The sequence below is a fragment of the Arcobacter sp. LA11 genome (genome assembly GCF_001895145.1).
In the GTDB taxonomy this organism is placed as follows: domain Bacteria; phylum Campylobacterota; class Campylobacteria; order Campylobacterales; family Arcobacteraceae; genus Halarcobacter.
This window is the reverse complement of the sequence record NZ_BDIR01000012.1, coordinates 69,821-82,121: the sequence shown is the minus strand read 5'-3', so window position 1 is coordinate 82,121 and position 12,301 is coordinate 69,821. Positions and strand designations below refer to the sequence as shown.

General features: G+C 30.0%; 11 protein-coding genes. 6 read left to right on the top strand and 5 right to left on the bottom strand.

The features are described 5' to 3' along the window. Window positions 1–224: 224 nt before the first annotated feature. Window positions 225–773, bottom strand: a complete 549-nt coding sequence (locus BT997_RS12605; RefSeq protein WP_072682301.1) for a DJ-1 family glyoxalase III — start codon at window positions 771–773, stop codon at window positions 225–227. A 150-nt stretch (window positions 774–923) separates the two neighbouring features. Between BT997_RS12605 and BT997_RS12600 the strand changes: the two genes are divergently transcribed. Then, window positions 924–1,586 carry a FlgO family outer membrane protein gene (locus tag BT997_RS12600; RefSeq protein ID WP_258239489.1) on the top strand — a complete coding sequence of 221 codons (663 nt, stop codon included), beginning with the start codon at window positions 924–926 and terminating at the stop codon, window positions 1,584–1,586. Between the two features lie 5 nt (window positions 1,587–1,591). Next, window positions 1,592–2,212, top strand: coding sequence for a FlgO family outer membrane protein (locus tag BT997_RS12595; protein WP_072682300.1), 621 nt, complete (start codon window positions 1,592–1,594; stop codon window positions 2,210–2,212). Between the two features lie 6 nt (window positions 2,213–2,218). On the opposite strand, the gene recJ is transcribed toward BT997_RS12595, so the two are convergent. Further along, window positions 2,219–3,784: a single-stranded-DNA-specific exonuclease RecJ gene (gene recJ / locus BT997_RS12590; protein WP_072682299.1), complete on the bottom strand. Its 1,566-nt coding sequence runs from the start codon at window positions 3,782–3,784 to the stop codon at window positions 2,219–2,221. Then, window positions 3,784–5,400 carry a CTP synthase gene (locus tag BT997_RS12585; RefSeq protein ID WP_072682298.1) on the bottom strand — a complete coding sequence of 539 codons (1,617 nt, stop codon included), beginning with the start codon at window positions 5,398–5,400 and terminating at the stop codon, window positions 3,784–3,786. Before BT997_RS12585 ends, recJ begins: the two co-directional genes overlap by 1 nt. A gap of 190 nt (window positions 5,401–5,590) precedes the next feature. On the opposite strand from BT997_RS12585, the gene BT997_RS12580 reads away from it, so the two are divergent. After that, window positions 5,591–5,770: a DUF6726 family protein gene (locus BT997_RS12580; protein ID WP_072682297.1), complete on the top strand. Its 180-nt coding sequence runs from the start codon at window positions 5,591–5,593 to the stop codon at window positions 5,768–5,770. 75 nt (window positions 5,771–5,845) lie between these two features. Here BT997_RS12580 and ccoG read toward each other — a convergent pair whose 3' ends face one another. Both ccoG and mnmG read right to left on the bottom strand, forming a co-directional pair. After that, on the bottom strand, window positions 5,846–7,228 hold the full coding sequence (gene ccoG, locus BT997_RS12575) for a cytochrome c oxidase accessory protein CcoG (protein WP_072682296.1): 1,383 nt from the start codon (window positions 7,226–7,228) through the stop codon (window positions 5,846–5,848). A gap of 88 nt (window positions 7,229–7,316) precedes the next feature. After that, entirely contained in the window at window positions 7,317–9,185 is a 1,869-nt protein-coding gene (mnmG, locus tag BT997_RS12570; RefSeq protein ID WP_072682295.1) for a tRNA uridine-5-carboxymethylaminomethyl(34) synthesis enzyme MnmG, read from the bottom strand. Between the two features lie 170 nt (window positions 9,186–9,355). On the opposite strand from mnmG, the gene ribE reads away from it, so the two are divergent. From ribE to BT997_RS12555, 3 genes are all read left to right on the top strand, one after another. Further along, a complete protein-coding gene (ribE, locus tag BT997_RS12565) occupies window positions 9,356–9,973 on the top strand; it encodes a riboflavin synthase (protein ID WP_072682294.1) in 618 nt (205 codons plus the stop codon). A gap of 79 nt (window positions 9,974–10,052) precedes the next feature. Beyond that, entirely contained in the window at window positions 10,053–11,444 is a 1,392-nt protein-coding gene (locus BT997_RS15575) for a sodium:proline symporter (protein ID WP_072682293.1), read from the top strand. Further along, a complete protein-coding gene (locus BT997_RS12555) occupies window positions 11,437–12,267 on the top strand; it encodes a metallophosphoesterase (RefSeq protein ID WP_072682292.1) in 831 nt (276 codons plus the stop codon). Before BT997_RS15575 ends, BT997_RS12555 begins: the two co-directional genes overlap by 8 nt. Window positions 12,268–12,301: the final 34 nt, after the last annotated feature.

The window sequence follows — 12,301 nt, the reverse complement described above, 5'->3', positions numbered from 1 at the left end:
TTCACGTCTTAACTCTTTTAAGTTTAAGGCGTTTGATAGCTCATCTATACTTTCTTCGATATTTCTTTTATCTAGCTTTTTTATTAGTTCTTCTGACAACTTTTTTGCCTTTAGTTTTATCTAAAATATAATTGTATAGATTATCTAATATTCTATAACAAATAAATTAATTTGTTATGTAGTTTTATGATTTTTTAATAATTTTAAAAAAGTTTATATTTGAATTACTTTACTAGTAGTCCATCTTTTACTTTTTGGTAAGTATTTTCGTCTTTTAAAAGTTTTATCAGTTCTAGTGCAAAGGTCATAGCTGTAGCTGGTCCTCTTGAAGTTATAACTTTTTCATCGATGACAACTTCTTGATTGTCTCCTTGGTAACCATCTTGTCTTATTTTTTCTTCAAAACTTGGATAACAAGTGTAGTTTTTATTTAGCACATTTGCTGTATGCAAAGCGTAGGGCGCTGCACAAATAGCAGCAATATATCTATTTTTTTCTTTCATAAGTTTTAGTGAGTTCTGTACTAAAGTACTTGAAGCTAGGTTTTGGGTATTTGTTCCTCCTCCTGGAAGAACTATCATATCAAAATCTAAAGGATTTAAATTTTTCAAATATTGATTTGCTTGAATTACAATTGCATTTGCTCCAACTGTTAAAATATCATTTATTGTTGCAATTACAACTTCAATTTGTGCACGTCTTAATACATCAATGATAGTAATAGCTTCAATCTCCTCAAATCCTGTTGATATAACAACTAATACTTTAGGCATTTTTATTCCTTATTTAATATGACTTATAAAGTGTATTTTAACATACAATAATGAAAATAAGGCATATAGCAAATAGTTAAGTTATAATCTTTTCAAGAATTTATAAGTTGTTTTTAAATAAAATCTATGCAATTATTAAAAGGGGAATTTATGCTTAAAACTTTCGCTAAAACATCTCTTGTGACAGCTACAGTATTTTTATTTACTGGATGTTTCTCACAATCTATGTCTACGCCTTCTTATTCAGAGAGTAGTGTTGTAAAAGAAAATCAAAAAGTACAAGTTACAAAACAACATATTCAAATTGCAGAAGATATGCAAAGGAATGTAACAACTCAATCAACGCTAGAAGGAACAATTAACTCTCTAGCTACTCAAATGATGAGAAATAAAAAAATGGATACAAGTAAGCCAGTATTGATTACTTCATTTGTTAGATTAGATAATTTTAAAAAGACAACTGAATTTGGAAGAATTGTAAGTGAAAGTATGATTAATGAGATGTCAAATAGAGGTTTTAATATAATTGAATACAGAGGTCAAATGGCTGTTTCAATAAATGAAAAAGGTGAATACTTTATTACAAGAAACCCTTATAAACTAAAAGACCAAGTTCCAAATACATATGTAGTAGTAGGAACTTATTCTAGACAGTTTGGAAAAGTAATGTTAAATGCAAGAGTAATTGATAATATTACAGGGAAAATCATTTCAAGTTCTAGAGCAACTTATCTACATAATAAAAGAAATGATTGTATTCTTTTCAAAGATTGTAGACCAGCAAGAACTATTAAAATTATAAAAGAAAAATAGTATAAATGAATAAATCAACTCTGAAAATATTGAAGTTTTTATTAGCTTCAATATTTTTGATATTTACATTTTCAGGTTGTTCTGATATTGTAAATCAAATAGCCCTTAAATCTCCAGAAAACCATAAAAATTTTACAGGTTCAAATGATTTTCATTCTCTTGTAGAAAGACTTGTTGATAAATCGTCAGCTAAATTAAAAAGACATATTAAAATTGATGATGTTGTATTAGTTTCAGATTTTGTAAACTTGGATAAACTAAAAAACAGATCAAAACTTGGTTTTTTATTATCTGATCACTTGAAAGATTCTTTATTAAATAATGATATTATTGTAAGAGAAGTAGAATTAAGTGAATATTTTCAGTATGGAAAACGTGGATTAAATGTTTTAACAAGAAAACAAAGTGAAATAAATAAAAAAGAAGTTGATTCACAATTTGCAGTTGTTGGAACTTATTCTATTACAACACAAAATCTTATAGTGTTTATTAAGCTTATTGATATAAGAAATGGAAATATTTTAGCATCATCAAATGGAAGAACATCTATTGATGATGAGATATTAGAATTAGAGGGAATAAAAAAAGGAAGAAGAATTCACGTAACTTCTCCAATGGTTTTATAATAGTTCTTATAAAATGTCTTGAATTAAAAATTGGGGGCTAATTTGTCCTCTAAATTCATTTTTATTTATAGATACTACTAAATCTATATTATCTGCTAATATTTTTCTATCTGCATGAAACCTTAATGCTTCAAAAACAAAACCATCACTATTTAATGTAAGTTTTAAATGATTTTTATCTCGTCCAAAAAGTTGTGATTTTAAAACTTTAGAATTTGATATTTTAAAAATAGGTCTATGATTTTCAAGTCCATATGGTTCAAATGTTTCTATAATATTTAAAAACTCTATATCTACACATGATACATCAAGCTCACCTAGAACATTGTGTTCTATATGTAATTCTTTTGGTTCTACATTTAGTAGATTATTTATTCTACTTTTAAACTCTTCTAGGTTTGAAGCTTTAAGAGAAAGTCCTGCAGCATTTTTATGTCCACCAAAACCTAATAATAGGTCTGATGTTTCAGTTATAATTGTGTGAAGATTTATATTTGCATTTGCTCTAGCACTTCCTTTTGCAATACCATCTTTAACTGAAAATATAAAAGCAGGTTTTTTAAATGAATTAGAGAGCTTTGAAGCTACAATTCCTATAACACCTTCATGCCAATCTTCTCCCCAAACGATAATTGCATTATCGTTTGGATTAGAAGCACTATTTGCTTTTTGAGATATATCTTCTTGAAGAGTTTTTCTGTAACAGTTTAATTCTTCTAATAGTTGTAAAGCTTCATTTGCCTCATAGTCTGTTTGAGATAGAAGAAAAGATAATGCTACTGAGGCATCATCCATTCTTCCTGCACTATTTATTTTTGGAGCAATTGTAAATCCTACATCATCTGATACATAAAACTTTTTTTGCATCATTTCATTTATTTTTCTAAATGCAGGTCTTTGAGAAGTTTTTATTTTTTTTAGACCGTGTTTAACCATTGTATAGTTTAAACTTGTCATAGGCATTATATCTGCAATTATAGCTACACATAAAAGGTCAAAAAATTCTTGCATATCTACATTTTTATCTAATTCTTTTTTCAATGCAGCACAAAGGTACCATGCAACTTGTGCTCCACAGATTTCTTTTAAAGGAAAAGTACAATCTTCTTGTTTTGGATTTATAATTGCATATGCATCTGGAATTTCTTCACCTACTGTATGATGGTCTGTGATGATTAAATCGATACCTTTGTCTTTTAATTTTAGAGCCGCATCAACTGCTGAGATTCCATTATCTACAGTGATAACTAAACCACTATCTATCATATCAACAATTTTAGGAGATAAACCATATCCGTGTTTAAATCTATTTGGAATAATATAGTTTACTTTTACTCCAATTTTATTGAAAAAGTCTACGATAATAGTTGTTGAAACTACTCCATCAACATCATAGTCACCAACAATTGTTATTTGCTCTTTATTAGAAATTGCTTCTTTTATTCTGCTTGTAGCTCTTTTGATATCTTTAAAACTATCTGGAACAGGAATGTTTGCAAGACGAGAATAGGTGTTATTCTGATGCCTTGCTTCAAGTAGATTATAAAGTTCTGATTTTGTAATCTTAGACATTAACTATGTGAATTTGCCTGTTTTACGAACTCTAAAATAATTGGGTTTGGTGTTTCTAGATGAGAAGTAAATTCTGGGTGAAACTGAACTCCTACGAACCACGGATGATCTTCAATCTCTACAGCTTCAATTAGCCCATCTGATTGTCCAGAGATAAGCATACCTGCTTTTTCTAAGGCTTCTTTATATTTTGGGTTTGCTTCATATCTGTGTCTATGTCTTTCGAAATAAATTTTTTCATTTCCATAAGCTTTTTGAAGGTTTGTACCTTTTAGTGGTTCAAATGGATATTCACCAAGTCTCATTGTTCCACCCATTGGTGATTTATGTGTTCTTAGTTGTTTATTTCCACTTTGATCCATAAATTCATCAATTAAATAAATTAATGGGTCTGGAGTATTTTCATCAAATTCAATTGAGTTAGCTTCTTCTAATCCAAGTACATTTCTAGCATATTCAATAACTGATAATTGCATACCTAAACAAATTCCTAAATATGGAATTTTGTTTTCTCTAGCGTATTTAATTGCTGCTAGTTTCCCTTCAACACCTCTATGTCCAAATCCACCTGCTACAAGTATCGCATCAGAGTTTCCAATAATATCGTATGCTCCAACATCTTCAATTCTTTCACTGTCACACCAGTGAATATTTACTTTTGTATTTAAGTGCGCACCACTATGGATAAGTGCTTCAATAAGTGACTTGTATGATTCTTTTAAATCTAAATATTTACCAACAAAGGCAATTGTAACTTCATCTTGAGGAACTAAAATATTTTTAACTAAAGTATCCCATCTTTCCATATTTGGTTTGATTTTGATATTAAAATGCTCTGATAATGGATTTAAAATACCTTCTTTGATAAAGTGTAATGGAACTTGATAAATAGATTGTGCATCGCCAGCTTCAATAACTGCATTTCTATCAATATCACATGATAAAGCTAATTTATCTTTTAAGTTTTTAGGTAAAGTTCTCTCTGTTCTACATACTAACATATGAGGTGTAATACCAATTCTTCTTAACTCTTGAACTGAGTGTTGCGTTGGTTTTGTTTTAAGTTCACCAGCAGCTTTGATATATGGAATTAAACTTACATGGATATTCATTGTATTTGTCTTTGGAAGTTCATGTCTAATAGCTCTAATTGCTTCCATAAATGGTAGACCTTCGATATCTCCAACTGTTCCACCAAGTTCTATAATTAAAAATTCGTGCTCGTCTGCTGCTGCATAAATTCTATCTTTAATTTCATCTACAACGTGAGGAATAACTTGGATAGTTTTACCTAAATACCCACCTTCTCTTTCTCTTTTAATAACACTTTGGTAAACTTGACCAGTTGTAAAAGAGTTTTTAGCAGTAAGTGTTTTATCAATAAATCTTTCGTAGTTTCCTAAATCAAGGTCTGTTTCTGCACCATCCGCAGTAACAAATACTTCACCATGTTCTAGTGGACTCATTGTCCCTGGGTCTACATTTAAATAAGGATCAATTTTTAGCATAGAAACTTTAAAGCCTGATTGTTTTAAAATTGTTGCAATAGATGCAGAAGTGATACCTTTTCCAAGTGAACTTAATACTCCACCAGTTACAAATATGAATTTAGTCATAATAAAAAACTCCAAAAAATAATTAAAAATTTATAATAAAATATTCCGCGATTATATCTAAGCAGAAGTTAATATGTAGTTAAGTAGATTGATTTTTTTTAGATATTGAAGATAAATAAGAAAAGAGTTGAATAATATCTTTCTAACATAATTTAAAATATAATTTCGCTAGAAAAAACATAGGAACTTAATGAAATCTTTTTTTTTAATATTTTTAATCATAGTATTGTTTAATGGTTGTATCGTTGGTGATGTGGCTGCATTGCCTTTTAGAGTTACAGGAGCAGTATTAAATACTGTTACTCCAGATATTGTAGGGGATTCTGTTTCTGAAGTAGGAGAAACAATAGATACTGCTATTCCTTTTTAATATTCTTAAATAAAAAAGGGGGGGGAAGAAGTTTTATCTTCTTCCCCCCCTTTTTTTTAGTTCAATTAGTAAATACTATTTTAGTTTATCTGCTCTTGGGAAGATAAACACTGCTTTTCTAAATACTTGTACTCTTTCAGGTTCATCAACTGCATAAGCTCTAATTGTAACAGTAATAGGTGTATCTTTTGTTTTATCATTTACTAATAATTTATCAGTTTGTAAAACTACAACTTTTTTAGCAAGTTTCTTAGGGCTTAGTTTAAATGGTCTAAATCTAGCAATTTCTATATCATTATTATCTACAACTTCTAAAGCATATGTATGTGGCTTAGAATCTGTATTTTGGAATAAGAATAAGAAGTTATTTGCTACTAGATTATTCTCTTTTATTTTATATAATTGTGTTGTTTTATTTACATTTAAAAGCATGTACTCTTTTTTTCCACCCATAACAAAAAGAAGTCCTAAAATTAAAACTAATGAAACCGCATACATAATAGTAGCTTTTCTAATAAGTTTTGTAGGCTTTCCTTGTTCTATAGCACTAGTACTTGACCATTGTACAAGGGAATCTTTCCCTAGTTTTCCCATTACCGTTGTACAGGCATCTACACATTCTAGACAGTTGATACATTCTAATTGCATCCCTTTTCTAATATCAATATGTGTAGGACAAACAGTTACACATGACTCACATGTTGTACACTCATTTGCTTGTTCTGGTAAATCTTTTGCTTTAAAAATGATTTTTTCTTTATCTTCATTATAGATATTTCCACCTCTATTTGTAGAATAAATAGCTTGGTAAGTATCATCATCATATAAAACTGATTGAACTCTTGAATATGGACAAACATAAATACAGAAATCTTCTTTTAGCCAAACAACATCATATATTAAAAATGCAGCTGTAGATAAAACTATACCTATTAAAAGCATATGTTCAGAAGGATTTTCCATATAGGCAAAAAAATCTTCTGGGGGAACAAAATACCACATGAAGTTTGCAGATGCTATTAAAGATAAGGCTGACCAAATGATTATTGCGACTAATTTTTTAGAAGCATTTTCTGCTTTACTCCAATCTGGTTCTTTTTGTTTATTTTTAATTCTTCTTAGACCTAATAGTTTTGATTCTATTAAATCTCTATATACAACTCTAAATATTGTCTGGGGACAGGCCCATCCACACCAAGCTCTACCACCAAGCGCAGTTGCAGCAAAAATTCCTAAGAATAGAAGCATTAATAAAAACGGCATCAAATATAGCTCTTGCATATCAAATGCGACACCCATTAAATGAAATTGTTTTTTATCAAATGATAGTAAAAATAAATGATTTCCATTGATAGTTATAAATGGAACTGATAAAGATATTACTGTTGCAAGAATATAAGCATAATATCTTTTTATTCTATATGAAGTTTTTTTTAATGCGCTATTTTTAGCTTCCATGTCACATTCCTGTCATTTTTTTTAAAATTATATATAAACTAAGCTTATGATTAACATAAGCTATTATAAGTTTATCTTATGAAAAAGCTTATTTCTTATTTTTTACATTTATATACATATGAATAATATCAATTGCAGAAGGTGTAATTCCAGATATTTCACTTGCATTAAAAAGTGTTGGTGGATTAAATTTCTCTAATTTCTCAACTACTTCATTTGATAATCCTGGGATAACTTTGTAATCAAAGTTTTCAGGGATTTTCATTTGAAGCATTTTTTTCATTTTTTCAATTTGTTTTTGTTGTTTTTTAATATATCTATAATATTTAGCTTCTATGATGATTTGTTCTTTTAAATAATCATCTGTATTGGCTAAACTTGGAATGATTTTATCAAACTTTTCAGTTGTAACAGTATTTCTTCCAATAATATCAATAAGTTTAACTCTATCTCTAATTTTATCTTCACCTAAAGAGTCAAGCAATTCAAGATTTTCTTTTTTAGATGTAAACCATTCTTCTGCCATATACTCAGTTGCATCTTTTAAGGTTTTTCTTTTAAATTCAACTTTTGACATTTGCTCATCATCAATTAATCCTAAGTCATGACCATATTTTGTTAGTCTTAAATCAGCATTTTCTTCTCTTAAAAGAAGTCTATATTCAGCACGAGAAGTGAACATTCTATATGGTTCATTTGTTCCTTTTGTAACTAAATCATCTATTAATACACCAATATAAGCTTCATCTCGTCTTAGGATAAATGGTTCTTTTTTATCAATTGCAAGTGCTGCATTAATCCCTGCCATAAAACCTTGAGAAGCAGCTTCTTCATAACCAGTTGTTGCATTTATTTGACCTGCATTATAAAGGTTTTTGATTTTTTTAGTTTCAAGAGTGTGTTTTAACTCTGTTGGGTCTACATAGTCATACTCAATAGCATATCCATATCTTATGATTTTTGCATTTTCTAGACCTTGAATTGAATGAATCATTTCTTTTTGAACATCAATAGGTAAAGAAGTAGAAAGACCATTTATATAGTATTCTGTACACATTTCAGTTTGTGGTTCTAGGAACAATTGATGTCTTTCTCTCTCAGCAAATCTATTTACCTTATCTTCAATACTTGGACAGTATCTAGGCCCACTTCCTTGAATTTGACCTGTAAAAAGAGGAGCTCTATCAAAGTTTGATGTGATAGTTCCATGAGTTCCAAGATTTGTATATGTTATATAACATGGGTATTGTTTTGGGTTGAAGTTTGATTTATCTGTTCTAAAAGAGAATGGAGTTGGTTTTTCATCTCCACCATGAGCTTCCATTAAATCAAAGTTCATAGAGTTTGAATCTATTCTTGCAGGTGTTCCTGTTTTTAGTCTTCCTACATTTAAACCTAGCTCTTTTAATTGTATTGATAATGTTGAAGATGGTAATTCCCAAGCACGTCCTGCATCATAAGTATTTTCACCTATGTGAATAAGTCCTCTCATGAAAGTACCAGTAGTAATGATTACTTTTTTAGCTTCAAAAACTTCACCAAGTTTAGTATTTACTCCATAAACTTCATTGACATCTTTTACTAGTAGAGTAGTTACTTCATCTTGATATACTTCTAAATTTGGAGTATTATGACAAACTTTTCTCATATACTCTCTGTATTTGTCCATATCAATTTGAGCACGACTTCCTTGAACTGCTGCACCTTTACTTGCATTTAATATTCTAAATTGAATACCAGTTGCATCAGTACAAAGTCCCATTTCTCCACCAATTGCATCAAGTTCACGTACTAAGTGACCTTTTGCGAGTCCACCAATAGCTGGGTTACATGAAGCAGCTCCAATTTGCTCAACTAACATTGTAATAAGTAGGGTTTTTTTACCCATTCTTGCTGCAGCTAAAGAGGCTTCAATTCCTGCGTGTCCTCCACCTACAACGATAATATCATAACTCATAATTATCCTATCTATTATTAGCCTATTGGCTATTTCTTTTTTTTGTATATTGAAAAGTTTTTGAAAATTTGATTATATCTTTTGGAAAGTGTAAAAATTAGCTTCTCAATAATTTTTCGGTATTATACCAAATATTTCGAACTTTACTACAATTTTGCTAAAGGATTTATGTGTTTACTGGATTAATTCGTGAAATGGCTGAGGTTTTAAGCTTAAAAAATAGCTTTTTAACTTTAAAAGCTAAATACTCACCAAAGCTTGGAGACTCTATTGCTGTTAATGGTGCTTGTCTTACAGTAGTTAGATTTACAAGTGATACTTTTACTGTAGAATTATCTCCTGAGTCACAAAAAATACTTGCAATGGAAAATTATAGAGGAAAAGTTCATATTGAACCTGCAATGATGATGGGTGATAGATTTGAAGGACATATTGTTCAAGGACATGTAGATTGTTTAGGAACAATCACAAGTATAAAAAACAGTGGAAATTCTACAGATTTTTTTATTTCTTTGCCAAGTGAATATTCTAAATATATTATTCCTAAAGGAAGTGTTACTATTGATGGAGTTTCATTAACTGTAAATGAGGTGATGAAAGACTCTTTTAGACTTACAATTATTCCTCATACTATAGAAAATACACTTTTTAAAAGATACAAAGTAGGTACTAAAGTAAATCTAGAAACTGATATGTTTGCTAGATATGTTTACAATATGTTTAAAGGACAAAAAAGTGAAGACAATCTAACTTGGGATAAGGTAGATAAAGCACTTTATAGTTACTAGTCAAGGGTTTTTAATATTACTTTACAATAACTAAACATATTTTTATTATAGTTTGAAAAATCAAAAAAGGAATTTTTGAATGGAAATATGGTTAGCTATTTTAGTATCTACTCTTGCATTATTCTCAATTTTTATATCTCGTCGTGTAACTCATGAAAATAGTTTTTTCAAAGGTAAAAATGCCCAAGGTCTTGCTCCTGGTTTATTGACTCTAATCTTTTCTCAAGTAACAACTTGGATTTTTGCACGGTCTTTATTAAATGCTGCTATTTTAGGATTTTATTATGGTATTTGGGGAACACTTGCTTATGCTGCATATTATTTATCCTTTCTTACAGGTGGTAAAATTATTGATAATTTACGTTTTGAGCATGGTTATGATAGTGTTCAATCTTTTTTATTTGACCGTTTTGGTTCTTGGGGTACACGTTGTTATAACTTTGTAATTGGTATTCGTTTGATTAGTGAAGTATTTGCTAACCTATTGGTTATTGGTATTCTTTTTGGTGTTGCAGGTTCACAAGCATATACCTTAGCAGTTGTAGGCTTAGCCCTAGTTACATTAGTGTATTCAATGTTAGGAGGCTTGCAAGCTTCATTACGTACTGATTTCTATCAGATGCTTATCTTTTTAGCTGTGCTAGTAATACTTGTATTTTTAGTTGTAGGAGAAGGTCACTTTACTACTGATATTCTTACTTTTAAACCTTTTGATATTTCTGAACCAGGTCCTATTTTATTAATTGTTGCTTTACTTCAAGTTTGGAGTTATCCAATGCATGACCCTGTGATGATGGATCGTGGTTTTCTTGCTGATCGTGAAACAACTAAACGTAGTTTTTTACATGCTGGTTGGATTAGTACTATATGTATTATTACCTTTGGTTCATTGGGTATCATTGCAGGAGCTAATGCCTTTGATGGTGAAAATATGAATCAAGCACTTAGTAGGTTATTAGGTGAAATACCGATGTTCTTATTTAGTGCTTCTTTAGTTATTTCTGCCATGTCAACATTGGATAGTACTTTGACAAGTTCAGCAAAAATGATAGTAATTGATATGCGTTTTATGGAAGTAAATATTCGTAATGGAAGAATTGTAATGACAGTTTTTATGCTTTTAGGTTTAGCTATGGTATTTCTTGGAAATAAAGACTTATTTAGTGCTGTAGCAGTAAGTGGAACTGCTTCTATGTATCTTATTCCGGTAATATTTTTTAGTCTATGGGGCAATAATCGAGATATTCCAGTTTGGAGCTATTTAGGTAGTTTTATCTTGGCAATTACTGGTGCGATATTGTATTTTACAGAATCATCAGGGCATACGGCTTTACTAGGTGATGTACATAAATATACCAAGTTATTGTGGATTTGTATTGTTGTAATGATTGGAGGTTGTTTACTATTCTTTATTGGTAAATTAAGTCAAAAACAACTTCAAGCTTCTCCTGCAAAGGTATCAAATGATTAAAGATTTAGGTGAACTGCAAGCTCCTTTACTAGTATTTGGTGGACCTTATAGCAATTTTGCTGCAACAAAAGCAATAAAAGCTATTGCAGATGCTCGTAATATTACTTCTGATCGTGTGATTTGTACAGGTGATTTAGTTGCTTATTGTGCTCAGCCAGAAGAAACTGTTAACTTGATTCAAGATTGGGGTTGTCATGTAGTTATGGGCAACTGTGAAGAATCTTTATCAGCAAATTCAGATGACTGTGGTTGTGGATTTGATAAAAATAGTGCGTGTTCCTTATTATCTATTGAATGGTACAATTATGCAAATAAACATGTACCTCTTTCCCATAAAAAGTGGATGGGATTATTACCTCGGCAATTGCATTTTAGCCTAGCAAATAAACAATTTCATGTGGTGCATGGTTCTGTTGAAAGTATCAACGAGTTTGTTTTTGCAAGTAGTGATATTAATTGTAAACAAGAGCAGTTAGAACAAGTATCAAGTGATGTAATTATAGGTGGTCATTGTGGTATTCCATTTGGACAAGAATTGGAAAATGGTTATTGGCTAAATGCTGGAGTAATTGGTATGCCTGCAAATGATGCTACTCCTGATGGTTGGTATATGATTCTAGATACAACTGTGCAAGGGATTGAAATAAGCTGGCATAGATTAATATATGATTATCAAGCTTCTGTTGATGCTATGAATGAAGCAAAGATGTGTAAACCCTATGCTAAGTGTTTGATTGATGGCAATTGGCCAAGTTTGGATGTGTTACCTACTAAAGAGAGAGAAGCTAAAAAAAATATAAGTCTTTCTTCTATGTATTTGTAATATTAGAATATAGAGTTTTAATCAGTTTATTAGT

What these genes read in the sequence shown, in the direction of transcription:
- BT997_RS12605 (WP_072682301.1), bottom strand. Translation starts at nt 773, where the DNA reads ATGCCTAAAGTATTAGTTGTTATATCAACAGGATTTGAGGAGATTGAA.
- BT997_RS12600 (WP_258239489.1), top strand. Translation starts at nt 924, where the DNA reads ATGCTTAAAACTTTCGCTAAAACATCTCTTGTGACAGCTACAGTATTT.
- BT997_RS12595 (WP_072682300.1), top strand. Translation starts at nt 1,592, where the DNA reads ATGAATAAATCAACTCTGAAAATATTGAAGTTTTTATTAGCTTCAATA.
- recJ (WP_072682299.1), bottom strand. Translation starts at nt 3,784, where the DNA reads ATGTCTAAGATTACAAAATCAGAACTTTATAATCTACTTGAAGCAAGG.
- BT997_RS12585 (WP_072682298.1), bottom strand. Translation starts at nt 5,400, where the DNA reads ATGACTAAATTCATATTTGTAACTGGTGGAGTATTAAGTTCACTTGGA.
- BT997_RS12580 (WP_072682297.1), top strand. Translation starts at nt 5,591, where the DNA reads ATGAAATCTTTTTTTTTAATATTTTTAATCATAGTATTGTTTAATGGT.
- ccoG (WP_072682296.1), bottom strand. Translation starts at nt 7,228, where the DNA reads ATGGAAGCTAAAAATAGCGCATTAAAAAAAACTTCATATAGAATAAAA.
- mnmG (WP_072682295.1), bottom strand. Translation starts at nt 9,185, where the DNA reads ATGAGTTATGATATTATCGTTGTAGGTGGAGGACACGCAGGAATTGAA.
- BT997_RS15575 (WP_072682293.1), top strand. Translation starts at nt 10,053, where the DNA reads ATGGAAATATGGTTAGCTATTTTAGTATCTACTCTTGCATTATTCTCA.
- BT997_RS12555 (WP_072682292.1), top strand. Translation starts at nt 11,437, where the DNA reads ATGATTAAAGATTTAGGTGAACTGCAAGCTCCTTTACTAGTATTTGGT.